Annotated in this window: 17 protein-coding genes; 8 read left to right on the top strand and 9 right to left on the bottom strand. The window is 50.6% G+C overall.

The window, feature by feature from the left end:
- The first annotated feature begins 65 nt into the window (after positions 1-65).
- The 3 genes from ACJJIE_RS04195 to pta all read left to right on the top strand — a co-directional run bounded on the left by ACJJIE_RS04195 (position 66) and on the right by pta (position 5,279).
- Positions 66-1,664 (top strand): isocitrate lyase, encoded by a 1,599-nt coding sequence (locus ACJJIE_RS04195; protein WP_282932507.1) that lies wholly within the window; start codon positions 66-68, stop codon positions 1,662-1,664.
- Between the two features lie 235 nt (positions 1,665-1,899).
- Positions 1,900-3,102, top strand: coding sequence for an acetate/propionate family kinase (locus tag ACJJIE_RS04190; RefSeq protein ID WP_444893658.1), 1,203 nt, complete (start codon positions 1,900-1,902; stop codon positions 3,100-3,102).
- Positions 3,103-3,104: 2 nt separating this feature from the next.
- Positions 3,105-5,279, top strand: coding sequence for a phosphate acetyltransferase (gene pta, locus ACJJIE_RS04185; RefSeq protein WP_444893657.1), 2,175 nt, complete (start codon positions 3,105-3,107; stop codon positions 5,277-5,279).
- A gap of 7 nt (positions 5,280-5,286) precedes the next feature.
- Here pta and ACJJIE_RS04180 read toward each other — a convergent pair whose 3' ends face one another.
- The 3 genes from ACJJIE_RS04180 to ACJJIE_RS04170 are packed head-to-tail and all read right to left on the bottom strand — an operon-like array spanning position 5,287 to position 9,989.
- Positions 5,287-7,494, bottom strand: a complete 2,208-nt coding sequence (locus tag ACJJIE_RS04180; RefSeq protein ID WP_444893656.1) for an acetyl-CoA hydrolase/transferase C-terminal domain-containing protein — start codon at positions 7,492-7,494, stop codon at positions 5,287-5,289.
- 22 nt (positions 7,495-7,516) lie between these two features.
- Positions 7,517-9,751, bottom strand: coding sequence for an acyl-CoA dehydrogenase (locus ACJJIE_RS04175; protein ID WP_444893655.1), 2,235 nt, complete (start codon positions 9,749-9,751; stop codon positions 7,517-7,519).
- The gene (locus tag ACJJIE_RS04170; RefSeq protein WP_444893654.1) at positions 9,699-9,989 is read right to left on the bottom strand and encodes a hypothetical protein; all 291 of its coding nucleotides are present in this window, start codon (positions 9,987-9,989) and stop codon (positions 9,699-9,701) included. The genes ACJJIE_RS04175 and ACJJIE_RS04170 overlap by 53 nt, the downstream gene beginning before the upstream one ends.
- Positions 9,990-10,093: 104 nt before the next feature.
- Between ACJJIE_RS04170 and ACJJIE_RS04165 the strand changes: the two genes are divergently transcribed.
- A complete protein-coding gene (locus ACJJIE_RS04165; protein ID WP_444893653.1) occupies positions 10,094-11,533 on the top strand; it encodes a di-heme oxidoredictase family protein in 1,440 nt (479 codons plus the stop codon).
- Between the two features lie 74 nt (positions 11,534-11,607).
- Here the strand turns inward: ACJJIE_RS04165 and rraA are convergent, their stop codons facing one another.
- The 3 genes from rraA to ppsA form a co-directional block, all read right to left on the bottom strand.
- Positions 11,608-12,087: a ribonuclease E activity regulator RraA gene (gene rraA, locus ACJJIE_RS04160; protein ID WP_282932500.1), complete on the bottom strand. Its 480-nt coding sequence runs from the start codon at positions 12,085-12,087 to the stop codon at positions 11,608-11,610.
- 135 nt (positions 12,088-12,222) lie between these two features.
- Entirely contained in the window at positions 12,223-12,732 is a 510-nt protein-coding gene (locus ACJJIE_RS04155) for a L,D-transpeptidase family protein (RefSeq protein WP_282932499.1), read from the bottom strand.
- A 490-nt stretch (positions 12,733-13,222) separates the two neighbouring features.
- The gene (gene ppsA / locus ACJJIE_RS04150) at positions 13,223-15,586 is read right to left on the bottom strand and encodes a phosphoenolpyruvate synthase (RefSeq protein ID WP_444893652.1); all 2,364 of its coding nucleotides are present in this window, start codon (positions 15,584-15,586) and stop codon (positions 13,223-13,225) included.
- A 189-nt stretch (positions 15,587-15,775) separates the two neighbouring features.
- On the opposite strand from ppsA, the gene ppsR reads away from it, so the two are divergent.
- From ppsR to ACJJIE_RS04135, 3 genes are all read left to right on the top strand, one after another.
- On the top strand, positions 15,776-16,603 hold the full coding sequence (ppsR, locus tag ACJJIE_RS04145) for a phosphoenolpyruvate synthetase regulatory kinase/phosphorylase PpsR (protein ID WP_282932497.1): 828 nt from the start codon (positions 15,776-15,778) through the stop codon (positions 16,601-16,603).
- A gap of 73 nt (positions 16,604-16,676) precedes the next feature.
- Complete coding sequence (gene pabB / locus ACJJIE_RS04140) at positions 16,677-18,008, top strand: aminodeoxychorismate synthase component I (protein ID WP_444893651.1); 1,332 nt, start codon at positions 16,677-16,679, stop codon at positions 18,006-18,008.
- Positions 18,009-18,183: 175 nt separating this feature from the next.
- Positions 18,184-18,477: a hypothetical protein gene (locus tag ACJJIE_RS04135; protein WP_444893650.1), complete on the top strand. Its 294-nt coding sequence runs from the start codon at positions 18,184-18,186 to the stop codon at positions 18,475-18,477.
- Positions 18,478-18,524: 47 nt separating this feature from the next.
- Here ACJJIE_RS04135 and cysB read toward each other — a convergent pair whose 3' ends face one another.
- Both cysB and ACJJIE_RS04125 read right to left on the bottom strand, forming a co-directional pair.
- Entirely contained in the window at positions 18,525-19,496 is a 972-nt protein-coding gene (cysB, locus tag ACJJIE_RS04130) for an HTH-type transcriptional regulator CysB (protein WP_282932493.1), read from the bottom strand.
- 285 nt (positions 19,497-19,781) lie between these two features.
- Positions 19,782-20,684, bottom strand: a complete 903-nt coding sequence (locus tag ACJJIE_RS04125; protein ID WP_282932492.1) for a 5'-nucleotidase — start codon at positions 20,682-20,684, stop codon at positions 19,782-19,784.
- 896 nt (positions 20,685-21,580) lie between these two features.
- Here ACJJIE_RS04125 and ACJJIE_RS04120 point away from each other — a divergent pair.
- Positions 21,581-23,383 (top strand): M4 family metallopeptidase, encoded by a 1,803-nt coding sequence (locus tag ACJJIE_RS04120; protein ID WP_282932491.1) that lies wholly within the window; start codon positions 21,581-21,583, stop codon positions 23,381-23,383.
- A gap of 59 nt (positions 23,384-23,442) precedes the next feature.
- Here ACJJIE_RS04120 and ACJJIE_RS04115 read toward each other — a convergent pair whose 3' ends face one another.
- On the bottom strand, positions 23,443-24,732 hold the full coding sequence (locus tag ACJJIE_RS04115) for an NAD(P)/FAD-dependent oxidoreductase (RefSeq protein WP_444894747.1): 1,290 nt from the start codon (positions 24,730-24,732) through the stop codon (positions 23,443-23,445).
- Positions 24,733-24,885: the final 153 nt, after the last annotated feature.

Here is a 24,885-nt window from a genome sequence, read left to right as displayed (position 1 = left end):
AATTATGCCACTCCTCCTAAGATACTCAACACCTAATCGCAGTCACCGTTTAAGGATTTACAGTCATGTCCACTTACACTCAAGACATCGACGCGGTAGCAAAGCTCCGTGAAAGCCATGGCAGCTCCTGGGACGCCATCGATCCCGAATCTGTTGCCCGTATGCGTGCCCAGAACAAATTCAAGCACGGCCTGGATATCGCCAAGTACACCGCTGATATCATGCGCGCCGACATGGAAAACTACGACAAGGACACGTCCAAGTACACCCAGTCACTGGGTTGCTGGCACGGCTTCATCGGTCAGCAGAAGATGATTTCTATTAAGAAGCACTTCGAAGGCAATACCGACCGCCGCTACCTGTACCTGTCCGGCTGGATGGTTGCCGCTCTGCGCAGCGAATTCGGTCCTCTGCCCGACCAGTCCATGCACGAAAAAACTTCCGTAGCTGCTCTGATCGAAGAGCTCTACACCTTCCTGCGCCAGGCTGATGCCCGCGAACTGAACGACCTGTTCCGCGAAGTGGACGCCGCTCGCGAAGCTGGCGATAAAGAAGCTGAGAAAGCTGCCCAGGACAAGATCGACAACCACAAGACTCACATTGTACCGATCATCGCCGACATCGATGCAGGTTTTGGTAACGCCGAAGCAACTTACCTGCTGGCCAAGAAAATGATCGAAGCGGGTGCTTGCTGTATCCAAATCGAAAACCAGGTTTCTGACGAGAAGCAGTGTGGTCACCAGGACGGTAAAGTAACCGTTCCTCACGAAGACTTCCTGGCCAAGATCCGCGCAGTTCGCTACGCGTTCCTGGAACTGGGCGTAGACAATGGTGTTATCGTTGCCCGTACCGACTCCCTGGGCGCTGGCCTGACCAAGCAAATAGCTGTAACCAATAAACCGGGTGACCTGGGTGACCAGTACAACTCCTTCCTGGATTGCGAAGAAATCGATGCTTCCGAGCTGGCCAACGGCGACGTAATCATCAATCGCGAAGGCAAGCTGCTGCGTCCTAAGCGTCTGGCTTCCAACCTGTTCCAGTTCCGCAAGGGCACTGGCGAAGCGCGCTGCATCCTGGACAGCATCACCTCTTTGCAGAACGGTGCAGACCTGATCTGGATCGAAACCGAGAAGCCTCACGTTCGCCAGATCGGCGGCATGATGGACGAAATCCGCAAAGTCGTTCCCGATGCGAAGCTGGTTTACAACAACAGCCCGTCCTTCAACTGGACCCTGAACTTCCGTCAGCAGGTATTCGATGCTTGGTCCGAAGAAGGTAAAGACGTATCCGCATACGACCGCGCCAACCTGATGAGCGCCGAGTACGACGACTCTGAGCTGTCTGCAGCAGCCGACGAGAAGATCCGTACCTTCCAGGCCGACGCGGCTCGCGAAGCTGGTATCTTCCACCACCTGATCACTCTGCCGACTTACCACACTGCGGCCCTGTCTACCGACAACCTGGCCAAAGAGTACTTCGGTGAGCAAGGTATGCTGGGCTATGTGAAAGGCGTACAGCGCAAAGAAATCCGCCAGAGCATCGCCTGCGTTAAGCACCAGAACATGGCTGGCTCCGACATTGGCGACGACCACAAAGAATACTTTGCTGGTGACGCTGCCCTGAAGGCTGGCGGTAAAGACAACACCATGAACCAGTTCGGTTAATCGACCGGTACGGTTTCAGTAAATTTGAGGCGGCACTTGCCGCCTCTTTTTTTGAACCTATTGGGTTCATCTCAAAGCACCGCAAGTTTGCCTATGCTTTGATCTCTGCAATTTTTATTACTTGGGCCGCTACTGCGGCCCTTTTTTATTCCGAAACTGAACTACTCCGGTTCTTTCCCTCGCAAAGACAACTCCTCGGCTAGCCTTAAAGCACCCTCGTTGAAATTCGCGCATCATGAGCGATCAAAATTTAATTCTGATATTCAATTGCGGCAGCTCGTCAGTGAAGTTTTCGGTGCTGGACCCAGATTCGGGTGCAGAACATCTTGCTGGTATCGCGGAAGCCCTTGGCACCCCCAAAGCCAAACTGAAGTGGCACTATCAAGGAACAGAAGACTCCCATCGGCTCGCGCTGGATAGCGACCACGCGGCGGTAATTAATGAGCTGGTAACACAGTTTGACCGAGCCTGGTCAGAGTTACAGGACGGGTTAAAAGCGATAGGTCACCGAGTCGTCCATGGCGGCGAGCATTTCTCCAGCTCCGTTCTGATCAATCAGAAGGTGATGGCCTGTATCGAAGAGTGCTGTGACTTAGCCCCCTTGCATAACCCCGCTGCTCTCAAGGGGATCTACGCCGCCCTCGATGCATTCCCCCAACTCCCCCAAGTCGCCGTTTTTGATACCGCCTTTCATCAGCAAATGCCGAAGTATGCGTATCTATACGGGCTCCCCTACCCACTGTACGAAGAGCACAAGATCCGCCGCTATGGCATGCATGGCAGTAGCTATCAGTACATTGGCGAGCGGTGCGCCGAACTACTGGGAAAACAGACGGCTGAACTCAATATTATTGCTGCTCACCTTGGTGGCGGCGCCTCTATTTGCGCCATCAAACAGGGGCGCAGTGTAGATACAAGCATGGGGCTTACACCTCTTGAAGGACTGGTAATGGGGAGTCGCTGCGGTGATCTGGACCCGGGAATACTCCTCTACTTACAGCAATCGCTGGGATATACCCAAGCCTCACTTGAGCAGCTGCTAAATAGAGAAAGCGGTATGTTGGGCATATCCACCCTGAGCAGTGATTGCCGCGCACTGGAGCAAGCTGCCGAGAAAGATCATCAGGGAGCCAAACTCGCCCTGGAAATATTCTGTTACCGCCTGGCCAAATATATTGCTGCTTACACCATCCCCTTGGGTAGCGTCGATGCTTTGGTATTCACAGGCGGTATCGGGGAGAACTCCTCCGGGGTGCGAAGCCGGACCATCGAATGGCTCAAGCCCTTAGGCTACCAACTCAACCCCGAAGCCAATCAGAAAACCAAGTCGCAAGTAGAGGGGTTAATCTCTGCGCAGGAAACTCCCAACATCCTGGTAATCCCCACTAAGGAAGACTGGATTATTGCCCGGGATACATCGCGCTTGGTGCAGTCTTAAACATGCTGCGACACAGCAATGCCAGAACCCTAATGCTGGTTCCCCTGGAAGCGGGAGCCGGCATCACCTCCGTGAGCCTGGGTTTAATTCGGGCGCTAGACCGAAAAAGTATTGAGCTTCAATTTTTTAAACCTGTTGCCGAACCCCCACCCCCAGACGGCACTATAGAGCGCACCACTGAAATCTTGCGACAAACATCCAACCTAGCCATCCCTAGCTCACTGAGTGCCGAATATGCGGACTCGATGGTATCTACCGGGAAAATGGCGGATTTACTGGAAGAGATTCTCGCCCGTTTCAGACGAATCTCGGCGAAGGCTGAGGTTAACGTGATCGAAGGCGTGCTACCCAGCCGCGACAACCCCGTGACTAACCAACTGAATTATCAAATTGCCAAAACCCTTGATGCGGAAGTGGTACTCGTCGCCTGTCCATCTCCCGGTGCCAGCGATTCAATCAAGCAACTTCGCGAGAGACTGGAATTTGCCGTTCGTCTTTATGGCGGCGAGGATGCAAAGCGCGTAGTGGGCTGCATCATCAATAAAGTGGGTCTGCCAGCGGAAATTATGGATACTCCCGGAGCTCATTTAATTGGACTGCATTCACAACTGGAATCTAGCAAAGAAAGCCCCCCTAGCCTGACCCCTGAGATACTTTCAAAGCAGATTCCACTGCGTATTGTCGGTTTTATTCCCTGGAATGCAGAACTGCTCTCCCCCCGTGCACTCGACCTGGCGCGGCACTTTAATGCAAAGGTACTCAATAAAGGAGAGCTGGAAACACGCAGGTTGCATACCGTCACTTTCTGCTCCCGCTCACTGCCCAATATGTTGAGAAGATTTAAGCCCGGGGCCATGCTGGTAACTTCTGCCGATAGGCCCGATGTGGTTGTGGGCGCATGTTTGGCCGTTATGAATGGAGTCAAAATTGGATGCCTGCTATTAACCGGCGGCTACCATTTGGACAAAGCCATTTTGAAGCTGTGCACCCCGGCCATGGAAACAGGCCTACCCATTTTACTGGTGCCTTCCAATACCTGGCACACGGTGATGTCACTGCAGACTTTTAATTTGCGCACCCCATCAGATGACAGAAATCGCGTGGACCGGGTGCAGGAATTTTTCGCCAGTCGCCTGGATGAGGAGTGGGTGGAATCACTGAGCCAACAAAGTGAAATCCCCAAACGCCTTTCACCCCCGGCATTCCGCTACCACCTCACGGAACTGGCCCGGCGCCGCACTATACGGATTGTCCTACCCGAAGGAACCGAACCCCGCACCATTCGCGCCGCCCAGCTCTGCCTGGAGAGAGAGATTGCACACCCGGTTTTACTGGGCGAAGAAAAAGATATTTTCAAAATTGCTGAGCAGCAGGGGTTAAAGCTCAATAAAAAGTTGGAAATTGTCGATCCCAAGGCGGTGAGGGCACACTATGTGGAACCCATGGTTGCCCTGCGTAAAAACAAGGGACTTACTCAAGTAGTGGCACTCGAGCAGCTACAGGATAATGTGGTTCTCGGAACCATGATGTTGGCATTGGGTGAAGTGGATGGACTGGTGTCCGGAGCTATTCACACAACAGCCAATACCATTCGGCCCGCCCTGCAACTAATCAAAACCGCCCCGGATGAAGAGCTGGTTTCCTCGATATTTTTTATGCTGCTACCTGAACAGGTACTGGTCTACGGAGATTGCGCGATCAATCCCGATCCCGATGCACAGCAACTCGCCGCTATAGCCATTCAATCAGCAGATTCCGCAGCGGCATTTGGTATAGAACCCCGAGTCGCAATGATCAGTTACTCCACCGGCACATCCGGTAGCGGCAGCGATGTCGATAAAGTCCGCGAGGCCACCCAGCTGGCCAAACAGAAGAGACCGCAGCTAATTATTGATGGCCCCCTTCAATACGATGCCGCCTTAATCCGCAATGTCGCTGCCCAAAAAGCCCCGCACAGTCCCGTGGCCGGCAGGGCCACAGTTTTTATCTTTCCCGACCTGAATACCGGCAACACTACCTACAAAGCCGTTCAACGCAGCGCTGACTTAGTGAGTATTGGGCCAATGTTGCAGGGATTGCGCAAGCCGGTTAACGACCTATCACGGGGCGCACTCGTGGATGATATTGTGTATACCATTGCCCTCACCGCCATCCAGGCCCAGGGCAAGCTTCACTAATTTTTATTTACTCCCGGCGCAGAGGCCTGCGCTGGTCGATATACTCATGTAACGCGGCAGCAACGATATAGGCTTCCAGCCTGTGCTCATAGGTCTCTGTATGATCGTACCCCATTCGCTGTAAGCAGCGTTGGATATAGTCGGCACTTGAGGATTTATCGTGCCAGACCCGACGACCTTTAAAAATATTGGCCAACACTTTCCACCAACTTTTATCGGCGGAGCGCAAGTGCTGTAGGGCTACCGCTAGCAGGGCTTCCTCATCAGAGAAATCAGTACCCAGTGGATAGTGAGGCAGTTCCGCCAGGCATTTTTCGTCATTGAATACACTGGCGAGGTGTTCAGGTGTGTTTTTATTAAAATTCTCGGGAATCGAAAAGCTTTTTTCTATCTTCCCCGCGTGCTTGGCCTGCTCTAGCAATACAGCTTGAAAGCGGGTATCACAGATACTGAGCATGGCCACCATTACATCCCGGTCTGTTTTACCACGCAAATCGACCGCGCCATATTCCGTCACAACCACATCGCGCAAATGCCGGGGAATGGTCGTGTGAGGATATTCCCACACAATATTACTCTCGCAGATTCCATCGCGCATTCGCACACTGGGGAGTGCAATAATGGATCGGGCCCCTGGCAAGTCCCAAGCCTGGGCGACAAAGTTATATTGCCCCCCCACCCCACTCACCACGTGGTTATCCACCAAGGCATCCGAGACAACCGCCCCTCCAAGTGTCACCATCATGGCCGAATTTACAAAGCGCGCATGCTGTCGCTGCGCCAGCTTTAGGTCTCTTTGGGATTGGAGGTCATTGGTAAAACTGATGTCAATCATATCGAGACCTGCACCCTCCCTAGGGTCCAGATCCCGCAACTCTCGATACATAAGTTCCGGCCCCAGATAGAAGCCGCCATGTAACCAGACCCCCCCAGCGATCTTTTTATTCAGGCAACTACCAATTAGACGGCGGCGCCCATGTTCGCTGTGAAGGTCACACTCCTCTTCTTCACCATCAGGAGTCAGCAACTTATGGCCCCGCCAACTGTAGCTGGGGTCCACAATGCCAAGCTGCTGTAAAAAATCTGTATCTGCCACGGTTAAAGGGCAACTGATACGGCCAGCATTCTTTAATGCCAGCAGCGTTTCTTCCTGCACAGTATCAGTAATTTGATCGCTATCGAGCAGATGTTGAATTGTCGCATCAGCGTAGACTCTACGGGTCAGAACTCCGGCTCTGCGCAGATGGAGAAAACCGTGGGGCACCATTTCACTGGCCCCATAAAGGCCCCGCTTAAAGGTGCCAGTACATAGAGGCAGTTCCTCTCGGTAGCGCTTAGCATCCTCTTCCACCAAGTCATCCAGAATCCGGCAAAAGAGGGCGTTTTCCTTATGCCTCAAGCGCAGTACATGGCAAACCGCATCTCCCAGGGCGCCGATACCTACTTGAAGGGTTCCCCCATCTTCAACCAGACTGGCGATATGGTAGGCGATGCTGTATTCGGTAAAGGTTACCGGCAGGGCCGGAGCCGCAAACAGCGGCGTATCAAAAGTTTCGCCTTTCAGCAAAAAGTCAAAAGCACTGGCCGGTAGCTCACTGCTTCCATGGATATAGGGCAGCTGTGTATTTACTTCACCCAATAAAAACAGGGGGTAGTCCTTGCGCTGAGCAGCCAGCTTTAGAACAGGCAGTGTCAGGTCTGGGTTGCAACTTAAACTGAACTTACCTCCACACTCTGAAGGCGCCACCATTTGCGCAATAACGTTAACCCCCCGACTGATCAGCTCACCGGGTACCTGGGTATAATTTGCACTCACGTAGTGTTGCTGCGCATAGTTGTTGCCGAGCAGCGAACCGGGCTCCATAAAGAATTCAATAACCTGGATATTACCTGGCAGGTGCCCTTTCCTCCTCGCGGGAACATAAGCAAGGTCTTGGTATTGACTGTAATGGGTATCCAGAAGTGGCTGGATAAAGCGCCGGGAAATATCACTATCCCCACGGGGGCGCTCCAGCGTCAGGGCCGTAAATATGGTCAGTGAAATCGTATGATCTTCTGCCGCTCGAGCGTATAGTGTATTGGCGAAGTGGTTTGCCTTACCAAGCCCCAGCGGTAATGCCAGAACAATTTTCTTGCCGACAACTTCTAAGAGCTTATCGACACACTCCTCAGCACTGGTAAAGCTCTCTGGAGAATTGTTGTGCGCAGATTCCATCGGAGGTAGCTTTCCTCAAACCCTATTGGACTGTGCCCGCACACCCACCCAAGTGCTCAAAGTGATCCACCTGAATTGCCTTCTCCACAGCATCCGCTGCATCGTAGAGTATCTCAGCCTCTTCATCGCTGATTAGATTTTTCTTTAACCCTTCTTCCACGCTATCCCTGCTCAGGTTGCGAATACCGCCTTTTTTTAATTTTTCTCGAGCCCGCTCGGAAGCGCATACCCGATCAAACGCCTGCTCAACAATATCCACTCCATCCCCGGGAGTTCCGAGAAAAACCCCACTGGTCAGCCGGTCGCGAGTCGCCGACGGCGTCAACAGTAATTCCGCACAGGCCTTGGCTTGCCGATCCGATGCGGTGTGGACACTGTGACCCCAAGGCATGGTGAGGAAGTGCATTACCTGGCCAATAAATGGCCGGGGGAAATTTTGAAACACCTCCAACAAGTTGACTTCGATCTTATGCAACCCGTCTCGCATGGAAAATTCCAGCAGAGGGAGGTCATCCTTAGGGTTGCCATCATCATGAAAGCGCTTCAGGGTGCAGCTGAGCAGATACAGCTGACTCAAGACATCACCCAATCGGGAAGAAATCAATTCTTTTCGCTTGAGTTCTCCCCCCAGGGTCATCAAGGAAAATTCAGTAACCAGAGATAGCACCGCCGAATACCGATTCAATTGCCGATAGTACTTGGCAGCGTGCCCTACGTTGCGAGGGCTGCTGGCAAACAAGCCCACCGTCCAGCCGTGAAAAATACCCCGGCAGAGGGTTTTGAATTGAAACCACATATGCTTGGGCAGCAACTTATCCAATTCATCCAATCCCGCTTCATGGTCTGGATTTTCTGCCGCCAACATTTCCTTCAAAATATAGGGGTGGCAGCGAATTGCACCCTGGCCAAAGATCATCAAGCTGCGAGTGAGAAGGTTGGCCCCCTCTACCGTAATTGCTACCGGTATCGCTCGATAAACATTACCCAGGTAATTTAATGGACCATCCATAATGGCCTTACCCGCATGAATATCCATTGCATCAATAATGGCCTGGCGTAGACCACAAGTAGCATTGGCTTTCATAATCGCGGTGATCACCGCTGGCTTCCGCCCCTCATCCAGGGCGCGGGTAGTCGTTTTATGGGCGCTATCCAATACAAATGCAATAGAAGCAATTTCAGCCAAGCGGCGTTGCACGCCTTCAAAGCGGCCAACAGGCACATTAAATTGCTCTCGAACCCGGGCGTAAGCGCCGGTCATGCGCGCGGCCATTTTTGCCCCACCGGTAGATAGGGATGGCAGAGAAATTCCTCGGCCTGCGGCAAGGGCACTCATCAGCATCTCCCAACCTTTGCCGACATTCTCCTCGCCGCCAATAATCCAATCCATGGGCATAAAAACATCTTTTCCCCAGTTGGGCCCGTTCTGAAATGCTTGCAGCGCTGGGAGATGCCTCTGACCAATGGAAACGCCCGGTGTATCTGTGGGCACCAGGGCAACCGTAATACCCAGCTCTTCTTCATCACCGAGAATATGGTCCGGGTCATAGAGCTTGAAGGCCAATCCTAACACCGTGGCTATCGGGCCCAAGGTGATATAGCGCTTGTGCCAATCAACACGCATACCAAGGACCTTTTCGCCTTGATATTCGCCGTAACAGACTACGCCACGGTCAATCATGGATGCCGCATCAGATCCGGCCTCCGGACTGGTCAGCGCAAAGCAGGGAATATCAGTGCCATCTGCCAGACGTGGCAAATAGTAGTCCTTTTGCTCTTGCGTACCGTGAGCCAGTAGCAGCTCTCCCGGGCCCAATGAGTTAGGCACCATTACTGTGACACCCACACAAGTACTGCGGGTGGTAATTTTGGTCACTATCTCCGCATGAGCTGTCGGGGAAAAGCCAAGGCCGCCATATTTCTTGGGAATAATAATGCCAAAAAAGCGATTTTTCCGAAGGAAATCCCAAACATGCTCCGGAATATTGCGATCCACATAGCTAATTTGCCAATCGTTGATCATTCGGCACAGCTCTTCGACTGGCCCCTCCAGGAAAGCCTGCTCCTCTTCATTGAGCGCAGGTGGACCCATCCCCAACAATTGATCCCAATGTGGTTTACCTGACAATAACTCAGCGTCCCACCAAACCTCACCCGCTTCCATCGCCTCCCTTTCTGTTTCAGAAATTGGCGGAAGTACCCGTTTAATAATTTTTAAAAGAGGCGCGGTAAAGAATTTTTTGCGCAATTCGCTCATTTTCACCTTCCATAGCGGCAGCCGTTGCAACAAACACTGCCAATTCCCGCAGGGTCGAGAGAGTCATCAATGCACAATAATAGGAGACGTTTGATTGCAGGTAAGAATTCACAGAAGAAATCCATGCCCCTACCCGGATAGACATTTTATTTTTCAACAAAACCGGCGTTGTTTTTTTCAGGGACCATTGAAAAGTTATTGATATTAGCTTTTTCTCAATCCGTCTACACAAATCCATATTGTGAGACCCCCATATTCCTTTCAATTAAATAACCATTCTTTATCAGGGACTTAGCTTTATAACTTTTTGAAAGGAAAATAAAAATAAACAAGGATTTTGACATGAATCGACTTACGGCAATATCTCTCACCAGCATCAGCCTGATGCTTCCATCGTTAATTTATGCCGATCTAATCGGCGAGGAGCCACGCTTAAATCCAGAAGATAGGATTAGCCAGGATAAAATTTCCCAGGGACAACTCCACCTCGACGAAATACGTGAAGCGGGGATGATTATTTTCAGCACGCCTTTTAATCGTTACGACGGCTTTGGTGATGGCCCCCACGATTTTTCTGAACCGGACAACCACTCCCCCACCGGAGGTAACAGGCCCACCCTGCAAGGTAATGGCACATTTTTACGGGTCAATGGCCTCGATGCGCAAAATTGCCTGGAGTGCCACACCGTTATCAGCAATCGAACAACGCCACCCAGATTGGGCATTGGCGGAGGTGGAGGATTCGGAACCAGCGTATTATTCCGTCCCGCCAATATCGATGTTATCGATGAAAACTTTGACGGTATCGCAGAGTTTGATGGGCGGCTGATTAATCCGGTATTTTTATTTGGCGCTGGGGGGATTGAATTGGTTGGTCGTGAGATGACCCATGAATTACAAAATCTTAAACAACACGCCCTCAACAACCCCGGTACCATCGTTGAACTGGAAACAAAATCAGTCAGTTTTGGGAGCATCATTGCCGACGAGTACGGCAATTTGGATACAACCAATGTCGAAGGCGTCGAGCACGATTTGGTTGTCAGGCCATTTGGTCGAAAAGGTGACAACGCCTCAGTCAGGGAGTTCGATGTCTCCGCCTTGGCATTTCATATGGGGATGCAGGCCTCGGAAGCCTTTGGCGGAGCAACAGCAGATGCTGATAATGACGGAGTCGTCAACGAAATCACCGTTGGGGACTTATCCGCACTAAGCATCTTTATTACTACACTGGAACCACCATTTGATATCGATGACAGAGAACACCGTGACGGCAGGAGGCTTTTCTCCGATATCGGCTGCGCCGACTGCCACCGCCCAACGATGGTAACCGAAAGAAGGACCCTCCCCTATAAACTTACCGGCTCTCCAGAAACTCCCTTTGAAGACATTTTCTACGAAGTGGACCTGACCAAGCATCCGACAAATTTTCGCCAAAACCGCAATGGCGGAATAGAGGTCGCTATGTTCTCTGATCTCAAGCGCCACGACATGGGCGAGGGGCTGGCTGAGAACGCCTTCTTCCAAACAGACCAGCAAAACCGTGAGTTTATTACCGCACGCCTTTGGGGAGTGGCCGATACCGCGCCCTATTTACACGACGGCAGAGCCACTACGTTGGCAGAAGCCATTTTTCTCCACGACAGCCCCGGAAGCGAGGCCAGTAACGCAGCACAGAATTTCAAGTATTTAAGTGAAAATGATCAGAATAAGATCTTGGCATTTTTGATGTCCCTGAGAATGCCGGAGAACCCCGCTGATGATCTAATTGATCCCCGCTAAGTTGATTCTCAACAACTGGCAGCGCTTTTGGGCTGCCAGTTTCCAGGCCGCCCAATAGACTTACTGGCGCTTTTTTAAGTCAGAGCCTTACCCGCCACGATTACACCATTGTTATCCGCGTAGAGGTATTCCCCCGGGCGGAAATCCACACCCGCAAAGCTCACAGTCAGGTCTCTTTCACCAATTCCCTTTTTTTCTGTTTTCATTGGATGGCTACCAAGTGCCTGCACCCCCAGATCCAGTTCCGCGATTTCATCTACATCGCGAATGCAGCCATACATCAGGATACCTTCCCAACCGTTGGCAGCCGCCTTTTCTGCCAGCATATCGCCAAGACAAGCCCGCCGCATGGATCCACCGGCATCTACTACCAAAACCTTGCCCTGCCCCGGTTCAGCCACCAGCTCTCGCACCAGGGAGTTATCTTCAAAACATTTGATAGTGACAATCTGCCCACCAAAACGATCTCGGCCACCGTAATTGATAAACATAGGATCAACTACTCGCACCTCATCAGGGTAGGCATCACATAAATCGGGGGTTGACTTGAGCATCAATATTCTCGCAGCAATCTATGGAAGAGAAGGATAATAGCGGGAAAAAAGTAGAAGAGCTAAGAGGCAAATAAATACCGGGTATCACCACGATGGATAATACCCGGCCAAGCCTTCGCTGCCACGAAATTGAAACTAGTGTGTTACACGAACCGGCGTGCCTACACGCACATGCTGGTAGAACTTTCTCGCCATATGTGGGGGCATACGCACACAGCCATGAGAAGCGGGGTAGCCGGGCACGTGGCCAGAGGCATGCAGACCGATACCGCCATTAAAACGAATGTAGTTATTCATTTTTGCTCCACGATACACAGTACCCGCAGGGCGACGATGCTTTCGAGTATTTACATTCGATCTCACGACTCTGCCAGTGCGTCTATCAACAAAACTGCCATAAATAGACGAGCGGTGATAAGGGTGTTTGGACAACACACGAAAATGTCCGGGGCGTGTGCTATAACCGCGCTTCCCCGAAGAAATACGGGAGACACCAACTAATTTCCCACCTTTATACAGATATGCGCGCTGCTCACTTAAATCAATTCTAATTGATGGACTACCACCCCTGGCTGCGGCGCGATCATCAAACCAATTAGATGCGCGTGGCTTTGCATCTGCCGGCGGCGCTGCCATTAAAGCCATAAGGCACATCATCAAAAAGACATGAAGTATGGGGATTTGAATCTGTCTACTCGTTTGCATAGCTCACCTCACCGAGTCTGGGTACCCTGCCCTGAATTCAACAGATAAACAGTCTGTCGGTAATTTTCAGGTGCGCGCCAGTGGGGCCAGGGCCCACGGCGAACATTTTTACGGAGCACATTGCGCAATCTGTTTTTCGATTTACACGCAACCTTAAGACTCTTCCGATTCTATTGAGGCGAGCGGAAAGATTTAGAATGAATTCTTCTGTGTGGATCAGCTGATAGAGGTTTGTATTTTTTGGATAATGTGTCGTTTAAATTTTTCAAACACAATTAGCAGAACAAAATCAGGTGTTTCTGAGTTTAACGGCAACAACGGACTCATTTTCCACCAAGGCAAACACCGCTTCAGCAGAAAAATTACAGTTAAATATAGCGGGGGAATAATTGGGAAAGCGGCCCACAATTGGGCCGCTTTAGGAGGAAAATTAACCTTCCTCGTTGGCCAGGAATAGCCAGGTATCTACTGCGGTATCCGGGTTCAGGGACACACTGTCGATCCCCTCATCCATCAACCAGCGGGCGAAGTCTTTATGGTCAGAAGGACCCTGACCACAAATACCTACATATTTACCCGCTTTCTTACAGGCTTGGATCGCCCTGGAAAGCAGTGCCTTGACCGCTGGGTTGCGCTCATCAAACAAATCGGCAACCAGGCCGGAGTCGCGGTCCAGACCAAGCGTTAGCTGGGTCAGGTCATTGGAACCGATAGAGAAACCATCAAAGTGCTGCAGGAAGTCCTCCGCCAGCAAAGCGTTAGACGGCAGTTCGCACATCATAATGACCTTGAGGCCACCTTCTCCACGGCGCAGGCCGTTTTCAGCCAGCAGACCGACTACTTCCTCAGCTTCTTCCGGGGTGCGAACGAAGGGCACCATGATTTCCACATTGGTCAGTCCCATTTCATCGCGGACTTTCTTCAGTGCACGGCACTCCAGGGCAAAGCACTGGCGGAAATCTTCGGAGCGGTAGCGAGCTGCACCACGGAAGCCAAGCATTGGGTTTTCTTCGCTTGGCTCGTACAACTGGCCACCCACAAGGTGCGCATACTCATTAGATTTAAAGTCGGACAAGCGTACGATGACGCGATTCGGTGCGAAAGCTGCAGCCAAGGTAGCGATACCTTCCACCAGTTTTTCGACAATAAAGTCCTCTGGAGAATCGTATCCACCGATACGCTCGCGAATATTCTGCTGCAGATCTTCCGGCAGGTTATCCAGTTCGAGCAGTGCTTTCGGGTGAATACCGATCATGCGGTTGAGGATAAACTCGAGGCGTGCAAGGCCAACGCCCTGGTTCGGCAGATGGCTGAAAGCGAATGCTCGATCCGGGTTGCCCACGTTCAACATAATTTTGAACGGCAGCTCCGGCATTTCCGCAACTTCAGTTTCCTCGCGCTGGAATTCCAGTTCACCAGCCATTACAAAACCGGTATCGCCTTCCGCACAGGAAACTGTCACCGGGGTGCCGGTTTCCAGCAGCTCGGTTGCATTACCACAACCTACAACTGCGGGGATGCCCAGCTCACGAGCGATAATTGCCGCGTGACAAGTACGGCCGCCGCGATTGGTAACAATAGCACTCGCTTTCTTCAGGACCGGCTCCCAATCCGGGTCGGTCATGTCGGTAACCAGGACTTCACCATCCTGCATCAGCGCCATATCTTCTACGGATTCCAGCTTGCGAACGGGGCCCGCGCCAATGCGCTGGCCGATTGCGCGACCTTCACACAATACGTCACTGCGCTCCTGCAAACTGTAGCGCTCGATGCTGGTGCCCTGATCGCGAGAGCGTACAGTTTCCGGACGCGCCTGTACTATAAACAACTTACCGCTGTCGCCGTCTTTAGCCCACTCGATATCCATCGGGCGACCGTAGTGCTCTTCAATCTTGCGGGCCTGGATTGCCAGGTCTGTCAGCTCCGCATCGTTGAGGGCAAAGCGCTGGCGGTCTTCGTCTGCCACCGGGATAGTTTTCACGGAACGACCACATTCACCGCTCTCGTCGTAAACCATCTTGATCGCTTTACTGCCGCGATTACGGCGCAGAATCGCAGGACGGCCCGCATCCAGGGCTGGCTTGTAGAGGTAAAATTCGTCCGGGTTAACCGCACCTTGAACAACGGTTTCGCCCAAACCAAAGGCGGCGGTGATAAAGATTACATCGCGGAAGCCGCTCTCGGTGTCCAAGGTAAACATTACACCCGCTGCACCAGTCTCGCTGCGTACCATGTGCTGGATACCGGCAGACAGGGCAACGCCCACATCCGCATAACCGGTGTGCACGCGGTAGGCGATAGCACGGTCGTTGTAGAGGGAAGCAAATACTTCTTTTACTGCCTTCAATACAGCGTCGATACTGCGGATATTCAGGAAGGTCTCCTGCTGACCGGCGAAGGACGCATCCGGCAAGTCTTCGGCGGTTGCAGAGGAGCGAACTGCAACAGCAGTTTCCGCACCACCCAGGGCCTCATAGCCCTCGCGAATCTCTTTTTCCAGCTGCTCGGGGAACGGAGTCTGTAAAATCCAGTTGCGGATTTCATCTCCCGCCTGGGCCAGCTCGGTGACATTACCAACATCCAATCCTTGCAAACGCTCGGCTATACGCTGCTCCAGCTGTTCGTGAGCCAGGAAAGCCCTAAAGGCTTCTGCGGTGGTAGCGAATCCACCGGGTACGCTCACGCCGGCACCGGCGAGAGAGGAGATCATCTCGCCCAGTGATGCGTTCTTGCCGCCGACTTTGTCGACATCGGCCATGCCCAGTTTTGCGAAGTCGATCGTGAAGTTCGTCAAGTGAAGGCCCTCTAAAATTCAGGTTGAGTGGCGGCAGATTATAAGGATGAGTTTTGTAAAAAATAGCCCGTAAAAATTGGCCAAAATGTTGTAAATTTTCTACAAAAATTGCAAAACGCCAGAATAAAAGACCTTTGCCCCATTCCTCCCCTACAATAGCCCCCTCACGCCGACAAACTGAGAACAAACATGGCAAAAGACAAGCGCACGGCTTTTTTTATCTCCGACGGAACCGGTCTCACCGTCGAAGCGATTGGCCACAGCCTACTCGCACAATTCCGCGATCAACAAGTTGAGCAGGTCACGCTTCCCTATATCGACTCCACCGAAAAAGTTAAACAGGCCCTGCAACGCATAGAAAAAGCAGCCGATGAATCCGGTTTACAGCCGATCATTATTACCAGCATTGTTTCTGACAAGATCCGGGAACAGCTGCACCAAAGCTCTGCGCTGATGCTCGATATCTTCGAGAACTACCTCACGCCACTGGCCAATCTGTTTAACCGGGATCCAGCGCAGATGGTCAACGTCTCTCACGGCATTGACGACAACCGCCGCTACACCGACCGGATTGATGCAGTGCACTTCGCCATGGACAATGACGATGGCCGCAGAGTCAGCGAATTCCAGCAAGCCGATGTGATCCTGTTGGGCGTTTCCCGCTCCGGCAAAACGCCTACCTGCTTGTACCTGGCACTCCAGTTTGGCCTGCGCGCGGCAAACTACCCCATCACCGAAGAGGATATGGACTCCACCACCCTGCCCAAGATCCTGCGCCCATTTCGCAACAAGCTGTTTGGCCTGACAATCGAGCCCGAGCGTCTGATGCAAATTAGACAGGAAAGGCGCGCCAACAGCCGCTACGCTTCTAAGGAACAATGTGAATTCGAGGTGCGCCAAGTTGAGCAAATGCTGAGGCGGGCCCAGGTGCCTTTCCTCAATGCAACCCAACTTTCGGTGGAGGAACTCGCCACCCGCCTGATGTCTCAGGCCGGTATTGAGCGCAGGATTGACTAAAGAGCCACACACCCTTTAATTGCCGCCGCAAAATGTGTAGTGTGCGCCGTCTTCCGGACTGCTGTAGCTTGATATGCAAATTGTCTCTCTGCCCTACTCATTAAACACGCCCGCCGCATTTGCGGCGATAGCGGATTTACCTATCCCCGTTTGGCTCGACAGCGGTCGACCTCTCGCGGAGGGTGGGCGCTATGACATCATTAGTGCCGACCCGATAAATACCCTTGAGTTAAGTGCCGACACACCCGAGCCATTTGCCCGACTGGATGACCTGGTGTGCGAACTCTGCCCTCAGGACAGGGACTCACAACTGCCTTTTTGCGGCGGGGTTATTGGTTACGCTGGTTATGAACTCGGTGTAGAGGGCAATTATCTACCGGCAGATATGCGCCCTACGGACTTGCCCGCAGGCTTTTTTGGGCTCTACACATGGGCCTTTATTGCCGACCACCAACTGGGTAGCAATCACCTGGTTTTCCACCCCGCCTGCCCCCCACAGCAAGTTCGCGAATTGATACAGCGATTTAAAGCTATCAATTGGGAGACTCCGCTTACACCCGGAGACTTCCGGCTGCTTTCACCATTTGAGCACGAACTGAGTGCAGATGATTATCGGGCACAAATTGAGCAGATATTGGAATATATCGCCGCCGGCGATATCTATCAGGCAAACTTTACCCAGCGTTTCAGGGCCCCCTACAGCGGCGATCTGCTAACAGCTTACCTGGCATTGCGCTCTCAAGCTGCCGGTCCCTTTTCTGCTTATATGGCCCTGCCCCATGGCAGCCTGCTCAGTATGTCGCCGGAGCGATTTATCCGAGCTGATGGCGCCAGTTTACGCACGGAACCGATTAAAGGCACTGCAGCAAGACACGCTGACAAGATGGCAGATCAGCGCGCCGCCTTCTCGCTGCAGAGAAGCCCCAAGGACCGGGCGGAAAATCTGATGATCGTCGATTTACTGCGCAATGATTTGAGCAAGCTGTGTCGCAGTGGCACCGTACGTGTTCCCGAGCTATTCCAATTGGCAAGCTTTGCCAATGTCCACCACTTGGTCAGCGTAGTAACTGGTGAGCTACCCGAAGAGTCAGTTTATAGCGAATTACTCGAAGCTTGTTTCCCCGGCGGGTCTATCACAGGTGCTCCAAAGCGACGCTCAATGGAAGTGATCCGGGAGCTGGAATCCAGTCCCCGGGGGATTTATTGCGGCAGTATTGGCTACATCAGCAGCTGTGGCCGCGCTGACACCAATATCGCCATCCGGACCTTCAGTGCCAACGATGGACATCTAACCTGCGCGGCAGGTGGTGGGATCGTTGCAGATTCCGATCCCACCTCAGAGCATCAGGAGTGCTTGGCCAAGGTGCGCTTACTACTGGAAACAACTGAACAATTTTTGCAGTAGGTATCAAACCGCCGAAAAGCGACCAAAAATTAGCCTGTTTTGGCGCCTTTTGTAGCATCACTACAAATTTTAGTTATAAAGGTATCGGCGATTGATATTTCAAAGTTATTAGGGGTTCTGATAGATTCAGTCCATCTTGCCTTTAATGGCATTGCACTGGATCAAGGAAATTATCGTGAAGATCACACTGGTCAAGAAAATTCTCGCCGACGGCTCGCCCTGCGCCAAGTGTCGCGACGTTGAAGAAAAGCTGGAAGAAAATGGCCAAATGCAATTTATCGACCAGACACTTATCGCCGACTTGCGTGACCCGCAAAGCCCGGGTTTACAGCTGGCTCAGCAGTACAAGGTGGAGCGAGCGCCCTTCTTTGTCGTAGAGCGCGAAGGTAAGGAAGCAGAAATTTTTACTGTTTACTTCAAGTTCGCCAAAGAAGTGCTGCGCCCCCTGATCGAGATGGAGGCTTCATAGCCTCCATCCCTTACCTTTATTTCGGCACTCCCCCTTCAACAGCACCTCTAGTAAACCGGCAACTCCATATCGGCGAACAGCGCATCGACCTCAGAACGGGATGTCGCCTGTGCCGCTTGGTCAATCAGCTCACGGCTGAGATGGGGGGCAAATTGCTGGATAAACTCATACATAAAGCCCCGCAAGAAAATCCCCTTACGGAAGCCAATTTTCGTAACACTCGATTCAAATAGATCACTGGCATCGAGAGCCACAAGGTCCTCATCTTCGCCATCAACGGCCATATCAGCCACAATGCCAATTCCCAATCCCAGACGCACGTAAGTTTTGATTACATCAGCATCGGCGGCGGTAAAGACTACCTTAGGTGACAACCCTTTCTCCAAGAAAGCTTCATCTAACTTGGAGCGGCCGGTAAACCCAAATACATAAGTAACTATCGGGTACTTCGCCACGTCCTCAAGGGATAGCTTACTCACCTGGCAAAGCGGGTGATCTTTCGGTACCAGAATGCAGCGGTTCCAGCGGTAGACAGGCATCATCACCAAATCGCTGAAAAGCTCCAGAGCTTCGGTAGCGATAGCAAAGTCTGCAGTGCCATCTGCCGCCATCTCAGAAATTTGCATAGGGGTTCCCTGATGCATGTGCAGGGAAACCTCCGGATAACGACCTATAAACAACTTAATAATCGGGGGCAAGGCATAGCGCGCCTGGGTGTGAGTGGTAGCTACAGCGAGACTACCTTTTTTATCATTGCTGAACTCTTGCGCAACCTGTTTGATATTCTCCACTTTGCGCATAATTTCGCCGGCAGTCTTTAAGATTGCCTCCCCTGCCGGGGTCACCCTCGTGAGATGCTTGCCACTGCGCGCAAAGATTTCTACGCCAAGCTCATCCTCCAGAAGGCGAATTTGTTTACTGATTCCCGGCTGGGAGGTATAGAGGCTCTGCGCTGTAGCAGAAACATTGAGGTCGTGATGTGCCACTTCCCAGATATATCTCAACTGCTGCAGCTTCATAGATCCTCCCTTTCTTTAAGTTCGCTCCTGGCCGAGAGCGAGTAATGCCATTTTTTGATCGATAGTTATAAAAACTATCTTGAGTTATACGAGAAAAGAATAGCAGTGAATCAAAGCCAGGGCCAATGGACGGTTGAATATCCGTGGTAGAGACGAAAGTGTCAATCAACTTTGGGGGATCCTGGGCTTTCTGTCGGCTTTATTTTCTAGTCGGTAGCTACATTGCTCCATAGTGGTGCAATGCACCCTTTACCGTATAACGCCCACTAAATTGCCCACAACTATCTAGGCTTCAACATTAGCTATGCCATGGGGAACATGGCCTGTTGCCACGTGTTCAGCAGCAGAGGCGCAGTGACTGGGCTGATCATCAAAAAAGACATCGGCACCAAAGGCGCGCAAAAACTCACCCTTCGGTAACCCCCCTAGAAAAACTGATTCGTCTACCCGAACATCCCAGGTCCGCAGGGTCCTGATAACCCGCTCATGGGCCGGAGCAGAGCGAGCAGTTACCAGCGCTGTCCGAATTGGGCAGGCATCCATGTCAAATTCTGCTTGCAACCGCTGAAGCGCCTCAAGAAACCCCTTGAAGGGCCCTCCTCCCAAAGGTTTTTGCGCTGATATTCGCTCGGCTTTGGTAAAAGCCGCCAACCCCTCTCTTTTATAGATTTTCTCAGCCTCATCCGAGAATATGACTGAATCACCATCAAATGCGAATCGCAAAACATCGTTCCGATTTTCACGGCTTGCACCCGCCACTAAAGTTGCGGCAGCAACTCCCTGCTCCAAAGCCTGACGAACATCGGCACCATCTGCGGAAAGAAATAGATTGCACCCAAAGGGGCCTATATAGCGATACGGGCTCTCACCATTACAAAAAGCAGCCCGCGTAATATCTAGTCCGTAGTGTTCTATGGAGTTAAATACTCGCAATCCAGTGTCAGCACTATTTCTTGAGAGTAGGATTACCTCGACCCGGGGGTCCCCATCAAGAAGATCATTAATCTTCAAGAACTTTTCCACTAAGAGGAAGGCATCGCCTTTGTTCAGGATGTCATTTTCCCGCTCGACCTGATATTGAGAGAAAGCGTGCAAGCCCTGCTCTTCAAAGACCTTATGACTATCGCCGAGGTCAAATAAAGCGCGGGAAGATATAGCAATTACTAACTTGTCAGGGCGCACCGCCATTGATCTATCTCCACATTTTCAAATCTATCAGAACCAAGGAGTCTCTCTTCCGGCCTAAAGCGGGCAGCCTCCGCAATCAGAGCAGCCTCTTATCATCACTCGACCGGCAGGGAGGTGGACGCTTAAGGTAAACCACATGCCTAAATTCTACAAATAAGAGGATATCGACAAACAAGACAGATCAAGTCAACTTTTAACAGAGCACTCATCAACCAAAACAATAATCGGATTAAAACCATTAAGATTTAACCCAAGAGATAATTGAAAATTAAAGCCATTCTAGACCGGGACTAAAAAGAGTCTTAAGACGGATAAATACACGCTTTAGGTGGAACAGCAAAAACCACCTCTAACATTCAGAAAATCTAAGCAACAAGAATTAAAAACAACTTTCAAATTTAATCCTTTAGTTTGTTTTTATAATGGCAAATACAATGAAATCAATTTTGAGCCCTCCATGAGTGCAATTTAAATTAATCCTAAAAATTTCGCACCAAATACAAACACACAATATAAAACATACAATAGACCCCACCATATCTAAAAACTACTGACAAAACTCCCCTTTATACCTACCTTTATTAACCAGACATAAACACAACAGATTTGTGACGCACACATCAAAATAAAAACATAAATATTCAAATGACAATTTCCGCGACAAAAGCATATTGTCAGAAATAATAGTAGCGGATATTGTTATTCCGCCTTGTAACGGCAAACAATTCAACACCCCAGAAAATCTCTTACTATTGTATTCGCACAAGTTAAAGATAGTAATGCAAGACATTTTCAATGGTGAAAACTAACAGGCCAGAAACCGAAAAAGTGAATTTCACTATAAATTTCCACACTATATTGGCCACATCAATAATAATCATAAAGAGAAAGCTAAAATGAAACTATTATTAGGAGTAGCAAGCACGCTTGCCCTAGCCATTAGCGCCCAGGCAGCAGAACGTATTCAGGTCACACCGGACCTGCTTTCCAATCAGTCACTGGCTTCCATTGCCGGATCAGATATGAAATTGGAAATGGTACTCGAACGCACACTTTCCAATGGAAAAACTATTTCGCGATACCAACAAACCCACAAAGGTATTCCTGTTTGGGGAAAAACAGTTGCCCGCAGTCAAAATGGTTCATCCCAGAAAGTAAGGGGCCACGTACTTTCAGGCCTTGAACTTGAGGTTCCCAACGCACGCGCTTCTATTGATGCCAACAATGCGATCGAACGAGCCATGACTCACCAATTAAATTTGCGTGAGCAAAATGGCTCAACCAAACGCGCATTGTCTATGCCTGCAATAAAGCTAAATGCTCAAAACCAAAAGAAAGAACTTTATGTATACGTAGATGAAAATGACCAGGCACGTTTGGCGTACCTGGTAAATTGGGTTGAGTACGGTGAAGAACCTACCAGGCCCTTCTATTTTATTGACGCACTCACTGGCGAAGTGATCAAACAGTGGGATGGTTTGGCATTCCGGGATGCTACAGGCCCTGGAGGCAATGAGAAAACAGGACGCTACGAATACGGTACCGACTACCCTGCCCTTGAGGTCGACAGCAGCTGCTCCATGAGCACTGACAATGTTGAAACTGTGGATCTGAACCACGGCACCAGTGGTGGTAGTGTTTTCTCCTTTACCTGTCCTGATAACGATCACAAAGAAATCAATGGTGCCTACTCTCCACTGAATGATGCCCACTTCTTTGGTAATGTAGTTTTCAATATGTACAGTGACTGGTATGGATCATCACCACTCACACAAAAATTAAGAATGCGGGTTCATTACAGTAACAACTACGAAAATGCATTCTGGGATGGCAGCCAGATGACATTCGGTGATGGCTATACAACCTTCCACCCACTTGTCAGCCTGGACGTTTCCTCTCATGAAGTTAGCCATGGCTTCACTGAACAAAACTCAAACCTGACCTATTCCGGCCAATCAGGCGGCATCAATGAAGCCTTCTCTGATATGGCCGGAGAGGCAGCAGAATACTATATGAAAGGTAGTAACGACTGGATGGTGGGAGCCGACATTTACAAAGCTAGTGGCGCTCTCCGCTACATGGACGACCCCACTCAGGATGGCCGTTCAATTGGCCATGCAGATGACTACTACAATGGCATGGATGTGCACTACAGCTCAGGCGTGTTTAACCGTGCCTTTTATTTGATCGCAACATCAAATGGCTGGAATACACAAAGTGCCTTTGATATTTTTGTATTGGCAAATCAAACCTACTGGAATGCAAGTACAGACTTTGCTGAAGGTGCTTGCGGTGCCTTGTCTGCGGCTGAAGATCTCGGCTATGATATTACAACTGTCGCATCCGCCTTTGATACTGTAGGCGTATCTATCAGTAACTGTACGGATGACCCCGGAGAGATTGATGGCTGGGAAGTGACCAACCTATCCGGTCGCCGTAATAGCTGGCAGCACTTCACCCTGGATGTTCCTTCAGGCGCTTCATCTTTGAATATTGATATGTCTGGAGGCAATGGTGATGGCGATCTATATGTCCGCTACGGCGCTACACCAACCTCGAGTGACTGGGACTGCCGCCCATATGTAAACGGGAATAACGAGAGCTGCAGCTTTAGTAACCCTACCGCTGGCACCTGGTATATCAGTATTCAAGGCTATACTTCGTACAGACGAGTGACTCTTTCCGCTCAGAGCCAGTAACATATATGGCCAGTGTCGACACTTGCGTGTCGGCACTCCCTGCCTAATCCTTCCTGGACCTATCTTCCAATTTTGTCCAATAAGCTGTGATAGAGCATCCCCAAAACCAAACCCGGCCATCTCAACAAAGTCCCACCTGGAAAATCAATTTTGGGGAGAGAAGCGAATATATTATAACCTCCACTCTCCCCATAAATCGCATCAGCTAAAAGCTTACCGGCTAAAGTTGCAGTGGGCACTCCATGCCCAGAATATCCCTGACTATAATACAAACCCGGTTGCAACTGTCCCATACAAGGCATTCGATTCATGGTAACGGCCAGTGTTCCTCCCCAGCCAAATTCAACACCAGTATTTTCCAGCTGTGGATAAACTCTCAACATATACTTTCTGACGAAACTACGAATATCCTCAGGAAAGCGCCTGGTGTAATTCTCCCCGCCACCAAAAATTAACCTGTTATCACCTGATAGTTTCCAATAATTAATAACATGTAGGGTGTCTTGCACTGCAAAATCATTAGCAATGATTTCCCGGGCAAGGTTTTTAGGTAAAGGCTCTGTCGCCAACACAAAATTATTTATCGGCATTATCCATCCGGCCAAACGGGACTCAAGATTTCCCAAATACCCGTTACAAGCCAAAATCAGCTTTTCAGCCCTTACTTGTCCTCGCGCAGTTGAAATCGTAAAAGGGGAAGACGCCGAGTATCCCTGCACCTCACTGCGCTCAAAAAAATGGACTCCTGCAGAGGCTCCTGCACGAGCAAGCCCTAAAGCAAAATTGAGTGGGTGGAGATGTAGTGAACCAAAATCTATCTGAGCACCAAGATATCGCTCACTACCAACAAGCTCCCGAACTTCTTTTTTCTCTATATATTCAACCTGCCTGTATCCATATCTTTCCCTGAGCTTGTCAGTTTCACCCTTCAGATACTTATCGTGGCTGGCCTTTGCCGCCAGATGCATAATCCCACGTTTTAAATCACATGGAATCCGGTGCCTGACTATTAAACTCTCCACCAATTGAACAGCATCGATACTTAAATCCCATAGCTGCTTAGCCATGTCGAATCCGAACATGGCTTCCAGATCCCCCTGACTTCGCCTTTGTCCAACACCGACATGTCCCCCATTCCTTCCTGATGCGCCCCAACCAATCCTTTTGGCCTCCAGAATCACCACACGGTAGCCGCGCTCTGCCAAGTGCAAAGCACTGGAGAGTCCCGTATAGCCACCACCAACGATGCAGATATCTGCCTCCACATTACCCTCCAGGCATGGATACTCCTGAAGGTCGTTAGCTGTAGCGGCATAATAGGATTCCGTGTGCTCATCCAACCTATTCATCACCTTCATATTTCTACCAGACACCCTCAATGCCATTTAAATAAACGGCCCTGTTCCAATCGGCAGTATATAGTTCATTTACACTGTAGAAATTATTTTCAGCGCAACGCTTTCCGGCACTGATCATAGAATTTCACTCAGGAAGAAAAAGTA

Source organism: Microbulbifer maximicatervae (SeqCode), from assembly GCF_052467325.1.
The sequence above is the reverse complement of the archived record's forward strand: the minus strand, read 5'-3'. Positions and strand labels throughout refer to the sequence as shown.

Bases quoted from the DNA above. Each gene is read 5' to 3' on its own strand.
- ACJJIE_RS04190 (WP_444893658.1), top strand. From the start codon at position 1,900: ATGAGCGATCAAAATTTAATTCTGATATTCAATTGCGGCAGCTCGTCA.
- ppsR (WP_282932497.1), top strand. From the start codon at position 15,776: ATGGCAAAAGACAAGCGCACGGCTTTTTTTATCTCCGACGGAACCGGT.
- cysB (WP_282932493.1), bottom strand. From the start codon at position 19,496: ATGAAGCTGCAGCAGTTGAGATATATCTGGGAAGTGGCACATCACGAC.
- pabB (WP_444893651.1), top strand. From the start codon at position 16,677: ATGCAAATTGTCTCTCTGCCCTACTCATTAAACACGCCCGCCGCATTT.
- ACJJIE_RS04115 (WP_444894747.1), bottom strand. From the start codon at position 24,732: ATGAATAGGTTGGATGAGCACACGGAATCCTATTATGCCGCTACAGCT.
- pta (WP_444893657.1), top strand. From the start codon at position 3,105: ATGCTGCGACACAGCAATGCCAGAACCCTAATGCTGGTTCCCCTGGAA.
- ACJJIE_RS04175 (WP_444893655.1), bottom strand. From the start codon at position 9,751: ATGAGCGAATTGCGCAAAAAATTCTTTACCGCGCCTCTTTTAAAAATT.
- ACJJIE_RS04125 (WP_282932492.1), bottom strand. From the start codon at position 20,684: ATGGCGGTGCGCCCTGACAAGTTAGTAATTGCTATATCTTCCCGCGCT.
- ACJJIE_RS04195 (WP_282932507.1), top strand. From the start codon at position 66: ATGTCCACTTACACTCAAGACATCGACGCGGTAGCAAAGCTCCGTGAA.
- rraA (WP_282932500.1), bottom strand. From the start codon at position 12,087: ATGCTCAAGTCAACCCCCGATTTATGTGATGCCTACCCTGATGAGGTG.
- ACJJIE_RS04180 (WP_444893656.1), bottom strand. From the start codon at position 7,494: ATGGAATCTGCGCACAACAATTCTCCAGAGAGCTTTACCAGTGCTGAG.
- ACJJIE_RS04165 (WP_444893653.1), top strand. From the start codon at position 10,094: ATGAATCGACTTACGGCAATATCTCTCACCAGCATCAGCCTGATGCTT.
- ACJJIE_RS04170 (WP_444893654.1), bottom strand. From the start codon at position 9,989: ATGGATTTGTGTAGACGGATTGAGAAAAAGCTAATATCAATAACTTTT.
- ACJJIE_RS04155 (WP_282932499.1), bottom strand. From the start codon at position 12,732: ATGGCTTTAATGGCAGCGCCGCCGGCAGATGCAAAGCCACGCGCATCT.
- ACJJIE_RS04120 (WP_282932491.1), top strand. From the start codon at position 21,581: ATGAAACTATTATTAGGAGTAGCAAGCACGCTTGCCCTAGCCATTAGC.